This is a genomic window from Pyxidicoccus trucidator (assembly GCF_010894435.1).
Taxonomy (GTDB): Bacteria; Myxococcota; Myxococcia; order Myxococcales; family Myxococcaceae; genus Myxococcus; species Myxococcus trucidator.
On the sequence record NZ_JAAIXZ010000025.1, the window covers coordinates 113,809 to 132,260 of the forward strand.

The 18,452-nt window shown below is 69.6% G+C and carries 17 protein-coding genes; 7 read left to right on the plus strand and 10 right to left on the minus strand.

The window, feature by feature from the left end; genetic code table 11:
* Positions 1 to 3: 3 nt before the first annotated feature.
* Both G4D85_RS43335 and G4D85_RS43340 read right to left on the minus strand, forming a co-directional pair.
* Entirely contained in the window at positions 4 to 741 is a 738-nt protein-coding gene (locus G4D85_RS43335; protein WP_164020198.1) for an ABC transporter ATP-binding protein, read from the minus strand.
* A gap of 56 nt (positions 742 to 797) precedes the next feature.
* A complete protein-coding gene (locus G4D85_RS43340) occupies positions 798 to 1,613 on the minus strand; it encodes an MlaE family ABC transporter permease (RefSeq protein WP_164020154.1) in 816 nt (271 codons plus the stop codon).
* 181 nt (positions 1,614 to 1,794) lie between these two features.
* Here G4D85_RS43340 and G4D85_RS43345 point away from each other — a divergent pair, with 181 nt between their 5' ends.
* From G4D85_RS43345 to G4D85_RS43355, 3 genes are read left to right on the plus strand one after another with little or no spacing between them, the layout of a single operon-like run.
* Positions 1,795 to 2,376, plus strand: a complete 582-nt coding sequence (locus G4D85_RS43345; protein WP_240359846.1) for a hypothetical protein — start codon at positions 1,795 to 1,797, stop codon at positions 2,374 to 2,376.
* Between the two features lie 45 nt (positions 2,377 to 2,421).
* Positions 2,422 to 3,843, plus strand: a complete 1,422-nt coding sequence (locus G4D85_RS43350) for a hypothetical protein (RefSeq protein WP_164020156.1) — start codon at positions 2,422 to 2,424, stop codon at positions 3,841 to 3,843.
* Entirely contained in the window at positions 3,840 to 4,688 is an 849-nt protein-coding gene (locus tag G4D85_RS43355) for a hypothetical protein (protein WP_164020157.1), read from the plus strand. The genes G4D85_RS43350 and G4D85_RS43355 overlap by 4 nt, the downstream gene beginning before the upstream one ends.
* Here the strand turns inward: G4D85_RS43355 and G4D85_RS43360 are convergent.
* The 5 genes from G4D85_RS43360 to G4D85_RS43380 are packed head-to-tail and all read right to left on the minus strand — an operon-like array spanning position 4,675 to position 11,031.
* Positions 4,675 to 5,382: an RluA family pseudouridine synthase gene (locus G4D85_RS43360; RefSeq protein WP_164020158.1), complete on the minus strand. Its 708-nt coding sequence runs from the start codon at positions 5,380 to 5,382 to the stop codon at positions 4,675 to 4,677. The two genes, G4D85_RS43355 and G4D85_RS43360, sit on opposite strands and share 14 nt — an antisense overlap.
* Complete coding sequence (locus G4D85_RS43365) at positions 5,379 to 6,866, minus strand: M16 family metallopeptidase (protein ID WP_164020159.1); 1,488 nt, start codon at positions 6,864 to 6,866, stop codon at positions 5,379 to 5,381. The genes G4D85_RS43360 and G4D85_RS43365 overlap by 4 nt, the downstream gene beginning before the upstream one ends.
* 32 nt (positions 6,867 to 6,898) lie before the next feature.
* Complete coding sequence (locus G4D85_RS43370; RefSeq protein ID WP_164020160.1) at positions 6,899 to 8,212, minus strand: M16 family metallopeptidase; 1,314 nt, start codon at positions 8,210 to 8,212, stop codon at positions 6,899 to 6,901.
* 27 nt (positions 8,213 to 8,239) lie between these two features.
* Positions 8,240 to 8,905 carry a response regulator gene (locus G4D85_RS43375; protein ID WP_205525960.1) on the minus strand — a complete coding sequence of 222 codons (666 nt, stop codon included), beginning with the start codon at positions 8,903 to 8,905 and terminating at the stop codon, positions 8,240 to 8,242.
* 2 nt (positions 8,906 to 8,907) lie between these two features.
* A complete protein-coding gene (locus tag G4D85_RS43380) occupies positions 8,908 to 11,031 on the minus strand; it encodes a serine/threonine-protein kinase (RefSeq protein ID WP_164020162.1) in 2,124 nt (707 codons plus the stop codon).
* 399 nt (positions 11,032 to 11,430) lie between these two features.
* On the opposite strand from G4D85_RS43380, the gene G4D85_RS43385 reads away from it, so the two are divergent.
* The 4 genes from G4D85_RS43385 (at position 11,431) to sitI6 (ending at position 16,068) form a co-directional block, all read left to right on the plus strand.
* On the plus strand, positions 11,431 to 13,125 hold the full coding sequence (locus G4D85_RS43385; protein ID WP_164020163.1) for an HAD-IG family 5'-nucleotidase: 1,695 nt from the start codon (positions 11,431 to 11,433) through the stop codon (positions 13,123 to 13,125).
* Between the two features lie 156 nt (positions 13,126 to 13,281).
* Positions 13,282 to 14,580, plus strand: coding sequence for a glycerophosphodiester phosphodiesterase family protein (locus tag G4D85_RS43390; RefSeq protein WP_205525961.1), 1,299 nt, complete (start codon positions 13,282 to 13,284; stop codon positions 14,578 to 14,580).
* A 77-nt stretch (positions 14,581 to 14,657) separates the two neighbouring features.
* Entirely contained in the window at positions 14,658 to 15,332 is a 675-nt protein-coding gene (gene sitA6 / locus G4D85_RS43395) for a SitA6 family polymorphic toxin lipoprotein (RefSeq protein ID WP_164020164.1), read from the plus strand.
* A gap of 13 nt (positions 15,333 to 15,345) precedes the next feature.
* Complete coding sequence (gene sitI6 / locus G4D85_RS43400) at positions 15,346 to 16,068, plus strand: SitI6 family double-CXXCG motif immunity protein (RefSeq protein WP_164020165.1); 723 nt, start codon at positions 15,346 to 15,348, stop codon at positions 16,066 to 16,068.
* A 27-nt stretch (positions 16,069 to 16,095) separates the two neighbouring features.
* Here the strand turns inward: sitI6 and G4D85_RS43405 are convergent, their stop codons facing one another.
* The 3 genes from G4D85_RS43405 to G4D85_RS43415 are packed head-to-tail and all read right to left on the minus strand — an operon-like array spanning position 16,096 to position 18,245.
* Positions 16,096 to 16,956 (minus strand): aminotransferase class IV, encoded by an 861-nt coding sequence (locus tag G4D85_RS43405; RefSeq protein WP_164020166.1) that lies wholly within the window; start codon positions 16,954 to 16,956, stop codon positions 16,096 to 16,098.
* A 7-nt stretch (positions 16,957 to 16,963) separates the two neighbouring features.
* A complete protein-coding gene (locus tag G4D85_RS43410) occupies positions 16,964 to 17,500 on the minus strand; it encodes a P1 family peptidase (protein ID WP_164020167.1) in 537 nt (178 codons plus the stop codon).
* Entirely contained in the window at positions 17,460 to 18,245 is a 786-nt protein-coding gene (locus G4D85_RS43415; RefSeq protein WP_164020168.1) for a class I SAM-dependent methyltransferase, read from the minus strand. The genes G4D85_RS43410 and G4D85_RS43415 overlap by 41 nt, the downstream gene beginning before the upstream one ends.
* Between the last annotated feature and the right edge of the window lie 207 nt (positions 18,246 to 18,452).

The window sequence follows — 18,452 nt, forward strand, 5'->3', positions numbered from 1 at the left end:
GACTCAGTTCTTTCCGAACCAGGTCTGGAGGAAGACCTTCACCGCGGGATGCTGGGATTCCCGGACCTGATCCGGGGGGCCGTTCTCCACGATGACGCCCTTGGAGAGGAAGGCAATCTGATCCGCCACGTTGAAGGCGGAGGCGATGTCATGGCTGATGACCACGCTGGTGACGCCCAGCCCCTTCTGCGCGGCGAGGATCATCTCGTCCACGTAGTCGGTGGTGATGGGGTCCAGTCCGGTGGTGGGCTCGTCGTAGAGGACGATCTTCGGACCGAGAATGGTGGCGCGGGCCAGCCCCACGCGCTTGCGCATGCCGCCGGACAGGTCCGCCGGGAACTTGTCCTCCACCGCGGGCTTGAGGCCCATCAGGTCCAGCCGCTCGCGCACCTTCCGGCGGATGACGTCCTCCGGGTCCTTCGTGTGCTCGCGCAGCGGAAAGGCCACGTTCTCGAACACCGACATCGAGTCGAAGAGGGCCGCCGCCTGGAACACCATGCCGAACTTGTTCCGGACCTCCTGCAGCCCCCGCACGCTCATGGGGACGATGTCCTGCCCGTCGATGATGACCTTGCCGCTGTCCGGCTTGAGCAGGCCGATCATGTGCTTCATCAGCACCGTCTTGCCGGAGCCCGAGCCTCCGAGGATGACGCACGTGCTGCCGGCGGGCACCTTGAGGTTGATGCCCGTGAGGACCTTCGTCTCGCCGAAGGTCTTGTGCAGGTCCACGATTTCAATCATCGGCGTCGTGGACGCGGCGGGCCCCGGGCCCGCGCGGGTGGACTCAGTCGGGGCCATCAGTGGAACATGATGCCGAGAATGAAATCGAGGATGAAGATGGAGAGCGCGCTGGCGACCATGGCCTCGGTGGTGGCCTGGCCCACGCCCTTCGCGCCGCCGGAGGCGTTGTAGCCCTTGAAGCAGCAGATGAGGGCCACGGCGAGGCCGAAGACGGCCCCCTTCACCAGGCCCTCGTAGACGTCCGCGGGCGCCAGCCACTGCTGGGTGCGGGACAGGAAGGTGCCGGGGGAGATGCCCAGGGCGCCCACCGCGACGAGGTAGGCGCCCGACATGCCCGTGGTGTTGAAGAGCATGGTGAGCGCCGGCACCATGAAGAGGCCGGCCAGCACCCGGGGCACCAGCAGGTATTGCACCGGGTTGACGGCCATGGTCTCCAGCGCGTCCACCTGCTCGGTGACGCGCATGGTGCCCAGTTCCGTGCACATGGCGGAGCCGGCGCGCATCGTCACCATCAGCGCGGAGAACACGGCGGCCAGCTCGCGGGTGAGCGTCAGTCCCACCGTGGGGCCCACCAGGCTCTCCGCGTCGAAGAGCGCGAAGGCGGTGGACGTCTGCAGGGCGAACACCATGCCGGTGAAGGTGCCCGTCAGGCTGACGATGAAGATGGAGCCCACACCCACGAAGTCCAGCTGGGCGAACAGGTTGGTCAACCGGAAGGGCCGCCGGACGCTCCACCGGAACACGTCCAGGCCCAGGGCCACCACGCCTCCCAGGGTACTGACGACGTCGATGAGGCCCTTGCCGAAGCTGGCCACGGACTGGGTGAGGAATCCGGGTTCGCGGGCCGGGCTGCTGGGGGTCTGCGTGGACATTGCGGTCTGGAACCTACTCTTACGTGAGCGGCGGGTGGGCACAAGCGAAGTAATGCCCCCGGGGGCAAGGGAGGAAGCGTGCGTCGAAGTCACTTCCTACCGTTGGAGTGAAGCCGTTATGTTCCGCGCCCCTTTCCTTCCAAGCCTGGCGCTACCGGTCCGGGCCGAGATACAGACGAACATGGCAACTCATAAGGTCGGCGGCGAGGTGGACGCACAGTGCACCCGCTGCAAGATGACTCTCGCGCACACCATCCTGGCGATGGTCGGTCCGAAGATCGCTCGGGTGCGCTGCAATACCTGTAACGGGGACCACGCATACCGGGCCGCTCCGGGCGTCACGGACCGTCCCTCCACGTCCAGCAGCGCCGCGCGCGCGGCCCGCGCTGCCTCGGCGGCGGCCACCAAGGCGGAGAAGGTCATCATCTCCTTCGAGGAGCAGCTGGCCGGCAAGGACGTGGCCAACGCGCCGAAGTACAGCCCCAAGGACACCTACCAGGTGGACCAGGTCATCCAGCATCCGACGTTCGGCACGGGCTTCGTGACGGCGGTGCGGGGCGACAAGGTGGACATCACCTTCCGCACCGACACCAAGACGCTGGTGCACGGCCGCGGCGGCGCTCCGGCGGACAGGCCCGCCTTCAGCCCGCCCAACGCCAGGTCCACCGGCCCGGCGGACAAGCCCCAGCCTCTCGGGGGCGCCACCGAGGTCGCGGCCGAGCCCGCGGCCGAAGAGGAGCCCCCGGCGCCCGCCGAGGGTTGACCCGGTCGGGTGGAGGGGATGAAGTCGATGCCACGGTTCGTGCGCATGCGTCCTCTGCCCCTCCTCCTGCTGCTCCTCGCCGCTCCGCTGGCCCGTGCGGCCCCTCCTGGAGTGACGGTGTCGTGGACACCGGAGCGGGTGGTGCTCGGCCAGGACTCGCGGGTGGCGCTGAAGGTGCGCGTCCCCAAAGGCTCCGGCCCGGTGCGCGGCGCCGCTTCTTCCGGAACCTTCACCCGGGAGCGCGTGGAGGGTGGCGAGGTACGCGTCTTCGAGTGGACGCCCCCGCCCGTGCGCTACCCGCTGGTGGCCGTGCTCGCCTTCTGGGTGGAGGACGGCGCACCGCTCCCCGGCGTGGCGCCCTCCAAAGCGGAGGCCGCCGGCAGCGGGCCTTCCGAGGTGGGCGTCGTCCGCATCCCCCTGCTGGGAAAGACGCAGCTGGACGTGTCCACCGACGCCGGGGCCAGCGTGGTGGTCGAGGTGGACGGCAAGCACTTCGGTCCGGTGAAGGCCGATGACCGCGGCCGGGCCCGCGTGCCGGTGGAAGTACCACCGGGGGTCCTCTCCGCGAGCGTGCTGGCCACCCGCGACACGCTGCGCACCCGCGCCGCCATTCCGCTGGACCCGCCCACCGAGCAGCCCCTCGTCGCGGCCCTCCTCCCGTCTCCCCTCCCCGCCACGGGCGGGGGCTGGCTCCTCGTGGCCGGCGAGGAGGGCCTCGTTCACGGAGACGTCGAGCTCTCCGTCGAGGGCGCGCGTCTGTCGGCCGTGAGCGAGGAGTCCCTGCTGCGCTACCGCGTCACGCCGAAGGCGGACGCCACCGCCATCACCGTGACGGTGCGCCGCAAGGGGCAGGACGACACCGCGCGCGCCGTGGCGGAGCTGACACGGGTGACGGTGCCACCGCCTGTGCTCGTCCAGCCGCCCGTGACGCCGACGCCGCCTCCCGCGCCGACGGTGGCGGGGGCGTGGCACCCGTCCGTCTTCGTGCTCGTGGGCGGTGCCTTCGCGAGCGGGGCCAACACGGGCCCCATGGGCGCGGTGGGCGTGTCCCTGGTGCCTCCGTGGTGGAGGGAACGGCTCGCGGTGGAGCTCGAGGCGGGCCTGCGTCGCGTCACCTTCGACGGTGGCGTGGACGCGCTGGGCTCGGTGCACTCGCGGGTGCTGGCGGTGCCGGTGCTCGCGTCGGTGCGCGTCGGTGTGTTCCAGGGCGCCGCCGTCTCCCTGTACGGGCGAGCAGGGGGCGGACTGCTGCCTTTCCAGCATCGGCTCAGCAGCGACTTCCAGGAAGACGTGAAAGAGAGCAAGCTGGCTGGGATGGGTTTCCTGTCCTTCCAGGGTGCGTACCGTCTCGGACGCTGGAGCGTGCTGGCGGAAGTGCGCGGAGCCTGGGCTCCCGCGCGCACGCCCTGGCTGGACGCACAGCTTGGCGGGCTGAGCGGGCTCCTGGGCGCGAGGTTCGAGCCGTGAGCCAGGGCCGCGCCACCGTGCTGCTCGTCGCCGCCCTGCTCTGCGCCTGCGGCTCCAGTACGGCGTTACCGGCCCCGGACATCCTCTCCGTCGCGCCCAACCAGGTCACCGTCCCGCGACACGTCCCCGTCGAGCAGCGGAGCCCCGTCCGGGTGTCCCTCGACGCGGTGATTCCCGTCCGCGTGGACTACGGCCAGGAGCAGGTGAGCACCGACGCCGCGCGGGTGTGGATTGGCTCCGAGCAAGCGCCGGTGCAGGCCCTGGACGGCGACGGCACCCTCATCATCTCGGTGCCGGAAATGCTCGACATGGGCACCTACGACGTCCGCGTCGCCCTGTCGGACGGGCGTGAGACCGTCCGACAGGCCGTGTTCTCCGTCATCCCGAAGGACCGGGGCCCGCCGCCGGACGACGACGCGGGGGTGGTCGACCTTCCCGAGAACGACCTGGACGCCGGTCCGCTCATCCAGACCGATGCGGGCACGCCGGACGCGGGCACGTCGTCGGATGCGGGAGTGGTCCAGCCTGACGGGCCCGGCCCCAATGACCCGATTCGCCCGGGCGACATCACCGGCTTCGAGATTGAGGCCCTGGAAGACCAGCAGCAGGGCACGCCCTTCCTGGTCGTCGTTCGCGCCCTGGGACCGCGCGCGGCGCACTTCCAGGACAGCACGGAGCTCACCGTCAACAAGAATGGCACCGTGAGCCCCCTCAAGCTGGGGCCGTTCGACAACGGCGTCGTCGGGCAGTACGTCACCGTGGGCGTGCTGGGCGCCAACGTGAAGCTCACGGTGACGGACGCCTACGGCGCGCAGGGCACGTCCAACGGCTTCAAGGTGAAGTAGTCGCCGGGCGGCGCAGCAGCTCCCGGGCGCGCAGCATGTCCTCGGGAAGCGGGGCCTCCACGGCGCGTGGCTCCACACCGGGCAGCGCGGGCCACTCCACGCGAGCGGCATGCAGCGGAGTCCGGGCAAGCACCACCGCCTCCCCTGCCCCGCCCAGCTCCTTCTCCGTCATCGGCTCGTCGCGGCCGTACTGGTGGTCCACCAGCAGCGGGTGGCCCAGCGAGAGAAGGTGCACGCGAATCTGGTGGGTGCGCCCGGTGAGGGGCTCCGCCTCCACCAGCGACGCGCGCTCGAAGGTCTCCACCGGCCGCACGCGCGTGCGCGAGGCCTTGGCGCCGAGGTCTCCCGGCCGGGCCACGCGCATGCGTCCCTTGCGCCCGGCCACCAGGGGCGCGTCCACCAGGTGCGGTGCCTCCACCCGGCCCTCCACCAGGGCCAGGTAGCGCTTACGCACCTGGCCGGCCTCGAAGGCCACGGAGAGGGCGCGGTGCACCGCCGCGTCCAGCGCGAAGACGAGGACCCCGGAGGTGTCCCTGTCCAGCCGGTGCACCACGAACACCTTCTGGCCCCGCCGCGACTCCAGCGCGTCACGCAGCGAGGGGCCACCGTCACGCCCGGGGATGACCGGCACCCCGGGCGGCTTGTCCACCACGAGCACCCCCCCGCCTTCGAAGAGGATGCGGGTGTCCGTCACTCGTACTCCGACGCGGGCACCACGGTGATGGGGCCCAGGCCCTTGAGCTTCTTCTTCACCGTGTCCGCGCGGCCCAGCACGACGACGGCTGGCGGCTCCGCCAGGCAGTACTTCTTCGCCACCGCGGCCACCTGCTTCGGAGTCACCGCGCGCAGCCTGTCGCGGAACTTCTCCACCCAGTCATCGCCCAGCCCATGCAGGCGCGTGTCGGCGATGCTGCCGGCGATGGACTCGTTCGTCTCCGTGCGCAGCGGGTAGAGGCCGGCGAGGTACGCCTGCGCGTCCGCCAATTCGCGCGGCTTGAGCCCCTTCTCACGGACGTTGCCAATCTCCCCCAGCGCCACGTCGATGATTTCCCGCGTGGACTCCGTCTTGGTGAAGGTGCTGAGCGCGAAGACGCCGCCAGCGTTCATCGCGTCGAACCAGGAGCTGACGCCGTAGGTGAGGCCACGGTTGACGCGAATCTCGTTCATCAGCCGCGACGTGAAGCCGCCGCCCAGGGCGATGTTCATCGCGGTGGCGGGGAAGTAGTCCTCGTGGCCCATGCGGAAGCCGGGGCCGCCCAGGCGCACCTGGGACTGCGTCTGGTCCGGCTTGTCCACGAGCAGCACGCGCCCGGCCTGGGGAATCTTCTTCAGCGGCGGAATGACGGGGGCCGTGTCCGGGCCGCCCTCCCAGCCGACGAAGGCCTCCTCGGCGGCGGCGGCCACGCGCTCCGGCCGCACCGCGCCCACCACCACCAGCATGGCCACCTTCGGCCCCATGCGCTCCTTGTGGAAGCGCACCACGTCGTCGCGGGTGAAGGTGCGCACCGTGCGGGACGAGCCGCCCACGTCGTGCCCGTACGGGTGGTCACCCCACAGCGCGCGCACCATGGCCCGGTCGGCGATGACGGACGGGTCGTCCAGATCATTGGAGAACTGGGCCAGGGCCCGCTCGCGCGCGTCGTCCACCTCGGACTGCGGGAAGGTGGGCTCGCGCACCAGCTGGCCCAGCACGCCCATCATCTGCGCGAAGTGCTCGGCCGGGGTGGTGAGGGCGATGGACATCGTGTCCTCGCCCACGCCCACGCCCAGGCTGGCGCCGACGAACTCCACCGTCTCGTCGATGGCCTGGGCCGTCAGGCGGCGGGTTCCCCGGCGCAGCAGCCGGGCGGTGAAGTCCGCCAGGCCATGCTTGCCCTCGGGGTCGGTGGCGCTGCCGGCGCGCAGCACCAGCCGCATGGACACCAGCGGCAGCGGGCCGCGCTCGGCGGCAACCACCTTCAGCCCGCTGGTGGTGGTGCTCTCGTGCAGCGCGGGCAGCGTGAGCGCACCGGTGGACGCCGCCTTGCGGGACGGAGCGGCCGTACGCGCGGCGGCGGTGCGCCCGGAGGCCGGTGCCTTGCGGGTGGCGCGCTTGAGGGCCCGAACGGGGGCCTTCACGGCGCGAGCGGAGGAGGACTTCACGGAGGTCTTCAGGGAGGGGCTCTTGCGAGAGGCCATAAAGATGGGGGCTTTCCTTTTCCGGTCCGGGCTCAGGCCTCGGAGGGCGCGGGGAGCAGCGTCACCACCGAGCGGCGCTCGGGAGCGAAGTACTTCGCGGCGGCCGCCTTCACCATGTCGTTGGTGATGGAGGTGTAGGCGCTGGGGAGCGTGAGCAGGCGACGCCAGTCTCCGAGCAGCGCCTCGTAGTGGCCCAGCGCATGCGCGCGGCCGTTGTTGGTGGCCAGCTCGCGCATGTGGTCCGAGCGCAGGTTGTTCTGCGCCTTCTGCAGCTCGCGCTCGGTGACGCCTTCGCGGGCCAGCTTCTCCAGCTCGGCGTACAGCGCGGCCTCCACCTTCGCCGGGTCGGAGTCCGGCTTCAGCTCCAGGTAGAAGAGGATGGTGCCCGGGTCGATGCGCCAGCTCCAGTCGAGCATGATGGAGACGCACAGCTTCTGCTCGTACACGAGCGAGCGCACCAGCCGGCTCCCCTCCCCCTTCGTGAGCACGTACTGCGCCACGTCCAGGGTGAAGGTGTCGTCCTCTCGGGCGGACGGGCCGCGGAAGCCGAGCATCAGCGCGGGCGACTGCGCGGGGTGGCGCACCAGGGCGCGGCGCTCGCCCTTCTGCTCGGGCTCGGCGTTGAGCACCTTGGCGGGCGCGGGGCCGCGGGGGATGTCGCCGTAGTACTTGCGAACCAGGGCCAGCGTCTTCTTCGGGTCGATGTCCCCGGCGATGTAGAGCACCGCGTTGTTGGGCGCGTAGTACGTGCGGAAGTACTCCTGGCAGTCCTCGCGGGTGATGTTCTCGATGTCCGCCATCCACCCGATGACGGGCCAGCGGTACGCGTGGGCCTTGTAGACGAGCGTGCCCAGCTCCTCGTCCATGATGCCGGTGATGTCGTTGTCCACGCGGACGCGGCGCTCTTCCTTCACCACCTCGCGCTCGCTGGTCAGCGTGTCCTGGGAGATGCGCAGCGAGCGCATCCGGTCCGACTCCAGGTCGAGCACCGTCTCCAGCGAGTCGGCGGCGAAGTCGTCGTAGTACACCGTCATGTCATTGGACGTGTACGCGTTGGAGCGGCCGCCGCTGGACTCCAGCGTCTTGTCGAACATCTTCGGGCCGTACTTCTTGGCCCCGTTGAACATCATGTGCTCGAAGAGGTGGCTGATGCCGGTGATGCCGGGGCGCTCGTTGCGGCTGCCCACCTGGAAGAAGGTGTAGAGGCTGACCACCGGAGCCTGGTGGTTGGCGAGCAGCCGCACCTGGAGGCCATTGGGCAGCGTGGCCTCGTGAACGTCGAACAGGGACTCGAGGGCGGGATCCGCCGCGCGAGCGGGGGCATTCATCTGGGAAGCCTTGCGCATAGGCCTCCACCTATACTCAGGGCGCGGCTATAGATCCACGACACCCGCACGCAGAGCCATCACGACGGCTTCCACGTGAGAGTTGACGCCCATCTTCCGGTAGATATGTGACAGGTGTGTACGGACGGTGCGCCGCTCCAGCGTCATCACCTGCCCCACCTCGGCATTGGACAGGCCCTTGCCCACGTAGCGCAGCACCTCGAACTCCGTCGGGGTGAGGGCCCAGGGGTTGTCCGCCTTCTTCTCCGGCGAGGCGGGCTTCGCCTGCACGGACTGGAAGTAGTTCCAGAAGCGGCGGGCGATGATGGGCTCCAGCACGGTGCCGCCCTCCATCACCTCCTGGATGCCGGAGCGGATCTTCTCCGGGCCCACGCGCTTGACCAGATAGCCGGACGCGCCGGCCTGGATGGCCTCGTACACCTTCTGCTCGTCGTCGAAGGACGTGAGGATGAGGATCTCCACCTCCGGCGCCCGGCGCTTCACCCGCTGCGTCACCTGGATGCCGTTGATGCCCGGCAGCTCCAGGTCCAGAAGCACGAGCTGCGGGCGGAGCTGGAGGATGTCCTCCACGGCGGCCTCGCCTTCCTGTGACGTGCCTACGATTTCCAGCTCGGGGAAGGTGCCCAGCACCTTGACCAGGTTCTTCAGGAGCTGCGGCTGGTCCTCGACGACGAAGATGCGGGTGCGGTCCATGGTCACCGTCTCGGGGCGCTGAAGGAGTCCACCACCAGCTTGCGATGCTGGCCCCGCGTGAAGCGCAACTCCGACTCCTGCGCCTCACCCGTGGTGGTGGACACCAGCCGGATGAGCCGCGTGCCGGCCTTGATGGGGAAGCGGGACAGCGGCGTGCGCCGGTTCACCCGCTCCCCGTCGATATACACCCGCGCGGGCACATTGGTGGTGATGGTGATGTACGCGCGCTGAGACTTCGGCGGCGGCCTCGGCGCGGGAGCGTCGTCTTCCTCCCGCGGGGCGTCCTGCGCGCTGGCCGGTCGCGCCGGCTCGGGCCGCGCGGGCTCGGGCGGCGGCGCCGGCGTCGGCCGGGGCGGCTGAGGCACCTGAATCGGTGTCGGTTCGCTCGGCCCCTGCCCCAGCGTCGGGTCGTCCTCTCCGCCGGGCTCCGCCGTGGCGGGAGCGCCCTCCACGGGCTTGTCCCCGAGCCGCCACGCGGCGATGGCGAAGCTGAACAGCCCCACCAGCGCGAGCGCCCCGGCGATGGCCACCATCCGCCCGCGCCGATGCGGGGTCGGGAACAGGTTCTGTTCCTCCGTCATCAGCCGCCGGGACGCGGCCGCGTCCAGCCCCGGCCCGGAAGGCGCCGGCACGGCCATGTCGTCGCGCTCCTTCGCCCCGGCGCGAGCTGACGCGGGAAACGGCTCGGGCAGCGCGCGGGAGCCGCGCTCTGGCGAGGACTGGGGTCGGCGGGGCCGGACGCCGCGGCGCCCGGAGGTGGAGACGGAGACGGACAGCTCCTCGTCCTCCTCGGACGGGGCGGGCCCGGAGAAGTCCTCCATCACCTTCACGCGCGGGTTGCGAGCGCCGACGCGGGTGCCCTGCTGCGCGTTGACGCCGCCCTGGGGGACCAACTGCCGGCGCGGCTTTGCGGGCGCGGCGCCCGGCGGAGCATCCCAGCCACGCTCCAGCGGACCCGCCTGCCCCGGACCGGTAGTCTCCCCTTCGCCCACGGGAGGCTCGGGCGCCCGGGAACGCGAGGAAGCCACGGACAGCTCCGGCTCGTAGTCCTCCGGCCGGTACTCCTCGAAAGCGGGCGCGGCGGAATCCTGCGTGTCGGCGCTGGCCTCCTCCTCCTGAGACAGCGGGCGGCTGTAGGGGGCACGCTGGATGATGGAGGCCTCGGGCTCCTCGGCATGGAGGTCCATCTCCGCGCCGGAGATGGGCTCCAGGGTGAAGACCTCCTTGAAGGGCGCGGGCCCCAGGCCGGCGAGGCTCACCTCGTTGGGGAACAGCTCGTTCACGAAGCGGCGCACGTCGTCGAGGCCGGGCATGCCGCCGCTGGCGGAGAGGAAGTTGCGCAGCGACGCGGCGAACTCGCCGCACGAGCGGAAGCGGCGCTGCGGGCTCTGCTCCAGCGCGCGGAGGATGAGCGAGTCCAGCCGTGAGTTGATGCGCCGGTCCAACCGGCTGGGCGGAGGCAGCGCCTCGCTGCGCCGGGTGGAGACGCCGCCGCCGCCGGCAATCACCGGCTCGCGCTGGGTGAGCAGCTCGTAGGCGATGGCGCCCAGCGAGTACACGTCGGACTGCTCGGTGTAGGCCTCGCCCCGGGACACCTCGGGCGAGCGGTACGTGCCGCGCCCCCGGTTGGCGAACGAGCGCCGGAGCTGCGGCACCGCCATGAGGGCGCGCAGCGCGCCGAAGTCACACACGGCGGGCGTGCCGTCGCGAGACAGCACCACGTTGCCCGGCGTGAGCGCGCCGTGGAGGACGCCCGCGTCATGGGCCTGCTGCACGGCCTCCAGCAGCTGGATGACGATGTGCAGGGCCACGGTGGGCGGCAGCACCACTTCCTTGGTGTGGAGCCGCTGCAGCGCCGTGCCCAGCGTGAAGCCGTCCAGGTCCTCCCGGACGACGGCGAGCCGCTGGTTCACGACGCCGATGTCCACCACGTGGAGGATGCCGGGGTGGCGGACGGGCTGGAGGAGGCGCGTCGTCTCCGCGAGGTCGAGCGCGTAGGCCGGGTCCGACGTCTTGGGGTGGAAGAGCTTGACGACCACCTCGCTCGCGGGGAGCTGGAGGCCCTCGTACAGCTCCGCGAGCTCGCCGGTCTCGATGCGGCCCGTCAGCCTGTAGGTGGCGCTCATCGCTTCTTTCGCGCCGGGCGGCGCCGGGACACGGCGGAGAAGATGAAGCCGCACCAGACACACGACTCACCGCGTCGGCCCGGGGGCAGCTGCAGGGTACAACCGGGGCAGCGGGGGCGCGCGCGGACGGGGGCGGTGCGCGAGGGCTCGCTCGCTCGCCTGGAGGCGACCCGGGCGGAGGGCGCGGGCGCGCTCACGCGGAGCCGGGCCTCCAGGAGCCGCACCCGGTCCTCGAGCGCGGTGATCCGGGCGGACAGGCGCGCATGAACCTCCTCGGCAGTCTCCGAGGGCTGGCGTCTGGCGGGCGAGCGCATTTCAGACTGGGAGCGTGCCACGCGCACTCGCAACCCGGCAAGGACCGAGCCGTGGGCAGATGCGCGTGGTATGTGTTGATGTTCCGTGGCCCAGACCCTTTCGCCCTTCCGACCCATCCCGGGCGGTCCCTTGCAGGACCCGCTTCACGGGAGCTTTCGTTCTCCTCTCAACCTGGCGCGGGCCGCGAATGCCTCGCGGCGAGCGCAGGAGCTGCTGGCCGACGAGGAGCTCGCCCGGCTGCTGACGCTGCCGCGAGAGCGGCACGACCTGGTGCCGAGAGCGCGCGAGGTCTTCGTCAACCGCAACCTGCGCATGTCGAGCGTGGAGCTGATCGGCTTCGACATGGACTACACGCTGGCCATCTACCACATGCGCCGGCTGGAGCAGCTGTCGTTCGACATGACGCTGGCGAAGCTGGTGACGGAGTACGGCTACCCGCCGGTGGTGGGCGGCCTGCTCTACGACCACCACTTCGTGATGCGCGGGCTGGCGGTGGACCGGCTGAACGGAAACATCCTGAAGATGGACCGGTTCGGCCACGTGGGGCGCGCGTACCACGGGCTGCGTCCGCTGAAGTCGGAGGTGTCGCGCGACCTGTACCGCAACAAGCGGGTGCGGCTGCGCAACCCGCAGTTCGCGTGGAACGACACCTTGTTCGCGCTGCCGGAGACGTGCCTCTTCGCGGGCATCATCGAGCTGCTGGAGTCGCTGGGGCAGCGGGTGGACTACGGGAAGCTGTACGACGACATCCGCGAGGCGATTGATACGATTCACCGGGACAACTCGCTCAAGCGCGAGGTGCGCAAGGACCTGGGGCGGTACGTGTTCCTGGACCCGGAGCTGGGGCCGGCGTTGCACAAGCTGCGCTCGGGTGGGAAGCGGCTGTTCCTGCTGACGAACTCGGCGTGGGACTACACGGACGCGGTGATGGGGTACCTGCTGGACGGGCAGCTGGCGGAGTACCCGAGCTGGCGGAACTACTTCGACGTGGTGGTGACGGCGGCGGGCAAGCCGGGCTTCTTCACGGACGGGCGTCCCTTCCTGGAGCTGGACGCGAGCACGGAGGAAGGCCGCGTCATCTGCGAGGCGACGACGCTGGACCGGGGCAAGGTGTACTCGGGCGGCAACCTGGCGCGCTTCGAGGAGCTGACGGGCTACCGGGGGGAGCACATCCTCTACGTCGGCGACCACATCTACGGCGACATCCTGAAGTCGAAGAAGTCGTCACTGTGGCGCACGTGCATGGTGGTGCAGGAGATCGAAGACGAGATCACCTACACGGACTCGCGGCAGGAGGAGATTGGCACGCTGTCGCAGATCGAGGTGGTGCGCGAGCGTCTGGACGACGAGGTGAACCACCACAAGACGCTGCTGAACACGCTGGAGCGCAGGCTGGAGCGCGAGCCGCTGACGCCCCAGGAGCGGACGGCGGCGGACGACCTGCGGAAGCAGACGAAGGCGGAGCTGGACCGGATGCGGCGGGCGCTGAAGGAAGCGAACGACATCGCGGACACGCTGGAGCAGGACGTCGAAGAGGGCTTCAACCCGTACTGGGGGCTGCTGTTCAAGGAGGGCAACGAGAACAGCCGCTTCGGGTACCAGGTGGAGCAGTACGCCTGTCTCTACACGAGCCGGGTGTCGAACTTCCTGCACCACTCGCCGATGCAGTACTACCGGTCCCCGCGCGACAAGATGCCGCACGAGCAGGCCGGAGCGCTGTCCGCGGCCCTGTCGCCCATGGGTGGCGAGGGGCCGCCGAAGGGCGCGGGGAAGGACTAGCGTTCCTTCACGACGAGGTTTGGCCCTCGTGTGTGAGTGAGTGCTCACGAAGCTGTCCACGAATCGTGGCGGACTCTTGACGCAAGGGTCCTGGTGAGGAGGTGCATGGTGCGCGCGCTTTCAACACCCTCTCTCCAGCCAGGAGCCGTGCGCCTCATGACCCCGACGAGGTTGATGTCACTCGCCGCCGTGACTCTCACCGCGTGCCTCGCCTCTCCCGCCGTCGTGTCCGCCCGGGACGACTCGCGAGACCGAAGTGCCGAGCAGGCCGAAGGCCAGCACTCGCGCCGTCTCAACGTGCAGGTGGGCCCACGCCCGTACTACCTCGTCGAGGACATGGACGAGAGCCCCCTGAAGCGGAGGCTCCAGCAGTGCTCCGAGGGCCCGTTCTACAAGACTGAGTTCTCCATCGGGCACCGGGGCGCCCCGCTCCAGTTCCCGGAGCACACGAAGGAGTCGTATGAGGCGGCGGCCCGCATGGGCGCGGGCATCCTCGAGTGCGACGTGACGTTCACGAAGGACCGGCAGCTGGTGTGCCGGCATTCGCAGTGTGACCTCCACACCACGACGAACATTCTCGCCATCCCCGCGCTGGCGGCGAAGTGCACGCAGCCCTTCCAGCCGGCGAATCCGGCCACGGGCCGTCCGGCCTCGGCGATGTGCTGCACCAGCGACATCACCCTCGCCGAGTTCAAGCAACTCTGCGGGAAGATGGACGCGTCCAACCCGGCGGCGACGACGGTGGCGCAGTACCTGGGCGGCACGGCGAACTGGCGCACGGACCTCTACTCCACCTGCGGCACGGTGCTCACCCACAAGGAGAGCATCGAGCTGTTCAAGAAGCTGGGCACGAAGTTCACGCCGGAGCTGAAGGCTCCGAGCGTCCCCATGCCGTTCCAAGGGGAGTACACGCAGCAGCAGTACGCGCAGCAGATGATCGACGAATACAAGCAGGCCCGCGTCCCCGCGAGCGATGTCTGGCCGCAGTCGTTCGACCTGAACGACGTGCTGTACTGGATTCAGCACGAGCCGCGCTTCGGCAAGCAGGCCGTGTACCTGGATGGCCGCTACGAAATCCCGGGCACCCTCTTCGACCCGAACAATCCGACCACGTGGGTTCCCAACATGGACGCGCTGGTGGACTCGGGAGTGAAGGTCATTGCGCCGCCCATCTACGTGCTGCTCACGCTCGACGCGCAAGGGAAGATCGTTCCCTCCGCGTACGCGAAGGCGGCGCGGGCCGCGGGCCTGGACATCATCACCTGGTCGTTCGAGCGCGCCGGGCCGCTGAAGACGGGCGGCGGCTTCTATTACCAGTCCGTTGCTCCGGCGATTGACAACGACGGCGACATGCTCGTGGCGCTCGATGTCCTCGCCCGGCACGTCGGCATCATCGGCATGTTCAGCGACTGGCCCGGCACCGTGACGTACTACGCGAACTGCATGGGGTTGTAGTGAGGCCAGAGCCGGAACCACGGCGCGGGTTCCCTCCGTGCCGTTGGGACACACGTGGATGCTAGGGTCCGCGAACGATGCGAACCCTTCCATCCTTGCTGGTCTGGTTCCTGACCGTGTCCTGGTTGGGCTGCGCCACTCCCACCGCTTCCTCTCAGCAGGTCTGGGACGAAGCGGTGGTGGAGTGCGATGAGCCCGACGAGGACCAGTGCGTCACCCTCCTGTGCGGTGAGGACGCTTGCGGCCTCTACCGCTGCGCGGACGTGCCCGGCGACATCGAACTGGCGCGCTTCCCTCCTTCGCGACCTCCTGCTGCCGCTGCGGCACCGGGCAGTGGGCCTCGGAGGAACTGGGGCCGCGGGATGGGGCTTCCCAATGGGGCCGAGCCCGTCATGGTCTTCCCCAACTGGAATGGAACCCGCGAGCGGGTCATCCCGCCGTCACACCAGCTCTCGCCCGGCCGGTTCGAGAAACACCACATCTTCCCCCAGGCAAAGTCCCTGGCGGATTGGTTCAATGGAAGAGGAGTCAGAATCCACGACTACACCATGCCGATTCCGCGCGACATGCACAGACGGCTTCACGGCAATGATGGGCGTGGGGGCGAATGGAACAAGGCCTGGCGGGACTTCAAGAGTCGTAACGAGTACGCCACCCCAGAGCAGATCTACAAGCACGCAGGGGAGCTCATCTATCGCTTCCAGCTCCTTGGAGGTCCCGTTCAGCCCTACTATTCCAGTCCAGGAACGTGAGGACCTCGCTCAGATGACCCGGTTCTACATCTTGCGCGAGGATGCGGCGGCAACGGCGCAATACAACGGGCACTTCGACGCCACGCACAAGTGGCGCCTGCCGGGGGTGCAGTGCCACACCTGCGGGGCCACGTGGGGGAGTGCGGGACAGCAGTATCCCGGAGTGGACCTGTCGCAACTTCCCGAGCGGACGCAGCTGGTAAGCCCCTGGCCCGTAGCTGTTCCCGAGTTCGAGCGACTTCGCGAATTGGTGCGCCCCCTGGCGCCCAGCGGAGTGGGGCTTCTACCGGGAGCGCAGTTTGGGCCGCTGGAAGGTCCGGCCTCGGGGAAATTCGGCCCGTTCACAGCGGAGGGAGACATCCTGTGGCTGGTGCAACGGGACGCATTGGAGCGCCTCCAGGTAGAAGGTGTGAAGGGGCTGCTGGGCTGCCGGACGGAGCTGCGGTTCCGGAAGAAAGACCCACCCGACATCTTGGAGCTCCAGATTGAGCCCCACGGCCGACTGCATCCGGACTGCCTTCCTCCAGACATGCCTCCGCAGTGCGCCACCTGCGGCCGACTCGGGTTCAGCCTGCCGGATGAGCCCATTCTCGAATCCGCCTCCCTCCCCACCGACCTGAACCTGTTCCGAGTGGGCGACTTCGCCACGGTGGTCATCGGCACCGAGCGCTTCAAGGATGCCGTGCACCAACTCGAACTGCCCGGCATCACCTTCCGCGAAATACCAACGCGCTGAACCACCCTGAGCAGGCGGGGTCCACCGTCACGCAGGCGCTTCAATCCCCATGCGCTGAAGCAGCGCCTGCTGGAGCGCGAGTGTCACCGGGCCCGGCTTCCCCGCCCCCACCCTCGCCCCGTTCACCGCAATCACCGGCTGCACATCCGTGGTGGTGCCAGCGAGGAACACCTCCTGGAACCTGTCCCGCTCGTCCACCCGCACCGCCCGCTCCTGCACCGGAATCTTCAGCTCGCGCGCCAGCCCCAGCACGATGTCGCGAGTCACACCCGGCAGGATGCGCTCGTCCTTCGGGTGTGTGAGTAGCGTCCCGTCCATGACGAAGAAGGCGCTCGTGGACGCGCCCTCCGTGATGACCCCATCTCGCACCAGCAGCGCCTCGAACACTCCCGCCTCGCGTGCCTGCTGCTTGGCCAGGATGTTGGGCAGCAGGTTGACCGTCTTCAAGTCACACCGCGCCCAGCGCAGGTCCGGCAGGAGCACGGTACTCACGCCTTCCTTGCGCTGCGTCCACGGCACCTGGAACGGCGACGCGGACATATAGAGCGTGGGCGGAGTCCCCGCGGGCGGGAAGGCATTGTTGCGCGGGGCCGCACCCCGGGTGAGCTGCAGGTACACCGTCGCCTGCTTCCCCACGAAACCATTGGCCTCCAGCAGCGTCTGGGAGATGTCCCCCACCCGCGCCTTGTTGAAGCCCTCCGGCGTCGTCAGCTTCAGCTCCTGGATGCCCCGCTGGAGCCGGTGCCAGTGCGCCTCTTCCGCGAACAGTCCGCTCGGGAGCGCCCGCATCACCTCGTACACCCCGTCCCCGAAGAGAAAGCCCCGGTCCTCCACCGACACCCGAGCCTGCTCCAGCGGAACAACCTCGCCATTCAGATAGACGTGCATGCGTGCCTCAGGGTGTCCCGGTCTGTCCCACTCCGTGCCGCCGCAGCACCTCGCGCACGCGCTCCAGGGGAATGGCCTCCACCGACTGCCCATTCCCCTTCACGGAGGTGGCCATGAACATCGAATTGTAGATGGCCTCCTCCGTGGCCTCCACCACCGCCTGGAACAGTGGCGACAGGGCGTCATTGCCCAGCGTCTCCGCCGTCATCAGCTCGGCGTTGAAGGGGCGTCGCACCGACGCCGCCGTGGAGAACGCGATGACGTAGTCCCCGGAGCCATTCGAGGCCGACGAGCCCGTACGTCCCAGCCCCAGCGTGGCGCGCTCCGCGAGCCGCCGCAGGTTGCGATGGTCCACGGGCGCGTCCGTGGCCACGACCATGTGGGAGCCTTCTTCTCGTCCGCCACCTTCGCCTCCTTCGGACCGACCGCGAGCGCCGGTCCACCCAGCAGCAGGGACAGCAACCCCAGCACGCGCCACATCCACCACCTCCCGGGAGCACGGCTCAGGGACTCGACAACGGCCCCAGCCGCCCCCACACGACATCCGTGAACCGCGAGCCCGGCTCCTCCGCGAGCCCGAGCTTCTTCAAGTCGTCCGAGTACTTCGCCCCCTTCACCACCACCCACCGCCGCGCCACGCGCCGGCCTTCGGCCAGCGTCTCGGGCGTCAGTGGCGCGTGCTCGGCGAAGCGGCGCAGCACCTCGAACGCGGGCTGGGCCTTCTTCGGCTTCGCGAACATCGGGTCGAAGAAGACGACGTCGAACGAGCCCGACGGCAGCGTCTTCAGGTACTCGCGGGCATCCGCGTGCCGCACCTCGATGGGCCCCGAGTCCGCCCCCAGCTCGAAGCGCCGCAGGCCCTCCCCCGCCACCACCCCCAGCGCCAGGCTCTTCTCCAGCCCCACCACCCGTCCCGAGGGCCCCACCGCGAGCGACGCCACCAGCGCGTCCTGCGCCAGCCCCAGCGTGCAGTCCAGCACGGCGTCCCCGGGCCGCAATTCCGCAACGCGCACGAAGGCATCCGGCTCACCCTCCCGCAGGCGCATGCGGCGCAGGTGCGCCATGCCCGCGTGGAACGCGAACGAGCCCTCTGAGTCCCACAGCGTCACCCCGTCCCCGCCCACCACCAGCAGCGCCTCCGCCTTCACCCCGAGCCACGGAGCGATGCCCTCCTTCGAGCGCCGGGGGAGGAACGGCAGTCCCCAGCGGGCGGCCACGGCCCGCGCCTCGCGGATCTGCGCCGCGTCCACCTTCGTGCTGGTCGTCACCGCGAGCGGAACCGGAGCCATTCTCGGCTCGCATCCTGCCCTACAGCACGCCCCCGGCAACGACCCGCGGCCACCTCCCGCACGCCCCCGGCGGGCCCCTTTGCACACAGTCGCGCACCCGACACGGCCAGACGTGCTTACCGAAATTTATAGGAATTCTTATCCAGCTGCCCTAAACCTGGACTTCCTTCGGACGGTGAAGAATGTCACCCCCGCCGCCCGGAGTGG

What these genes read in the sequence shown, in the direction of transcription:
- G4D85_RS43335 (WP_164020198.1), bottom strand. Translation starts at nt 741, where the DNA reads ATGATTGAAATCGTGGACCTGCACAAGACCTTCGGCGAGACGAAGGTC.
- G4D85_RS43340 (WP_164020154.1), bottom strand. Translation starts at nt 1,613, where the DNA reads ATGTCCACGCAGACCCCCAGCAGCCCGGCCCGCGAACCCGGATTCCTC.
- G4D85_RS43345 (WP_240359846.1), top strand. Translation starts at nt 1,795, where the DNA reads ATGGCAACTCATAAGGTCGGCGGCGAGGTGGACGCACAGTGCACCCGC.
- G4D85_RS43350 (WP_164020156.1), top strand. Translation starts at nt 2,422, where the DNA reads ATGCGTCCTCTGCCCCTCCTCCTGCTGCTCCTCGCCGCTCCGCTGGCC.
- G4D85_RS43365 (WP_164020159.1), bottom strand. Translation starts at nt 6,866, where the DNA reads ATGGCCTCTCGCAAGAGCCCCTCCCTGAAGACCTCCGTGAAGTCCTCC.
- G4D85_RS43370 (WP_164020160.1), bottom strand. Translation starts at nt 8,212, where the DNA reads ATGCGCAAGGCTTCCCAGATGAATGCCCCCGCTCGCGCGGCGGATCCC.
- G4D85_RS43375 (WP_205525960.1), bottom strand. Translation starts at nt 8,905, where the DNA reads ATGGACCGCACCCGCATCTTCGTCGTCGAGGACCAGCCGCAGCTCCTG.
- G4D85_RS43380 (WP_164020162.1), bottom strand. Translation starts at nt 11,031, where the DNA reads ATGAGCGCCACCTACAGGCTGACGGGCCGCATCGAGACCGGCGAGCTC.
- G4D85_RS43390 (WP_205525961.1), top strand. Translation starts at nt 13,282, where the DNA reads ATGACCCCGACGAGGTTGATGTCACTCGCCGCCGTGACTCTCACCGCG.
- sitA6 (WP_164020164.1), top strand. Translation starts at nt 14,658, where the DNA reads ATGCGAACCCTTCCATCCTTGCTGGTCTGGTTCCTGACCGTGTCCTGG.
- sitI6 (WP_164020165.1), top strand. Translation starts at nt 15,346, where the DNA reads ATGACCCGGTTCTACATCTTGCGCGAGGATGCGGCGGCAACGGCGCAA.
- G4D85_RS43405 (WP_164020166.1), bottom strand. Translation starts at nt 16,956, where the DNA reads ATGCACGTCTATCTGAATGGCGAGGTTGTTCCGCTGGAGCAGGCTCGG.
- G4D85_RS43410 (WP_164020167.1), bottom strand. Translation starts at nt 17,500, where the DNA reads ATGTCGTGTGGGGGCGGCTGGGGCCGTTGTCGAGTCCCTGAGCCGTGC.
- G4D85_RS43415 (WP_164020168.1), bottom strand. Translation starts at nt 18,245, where the DNA reads ATGGCTCCGGTTCCGCTCGCGGTGACGACCAGCACGAAGGTGGACGCG.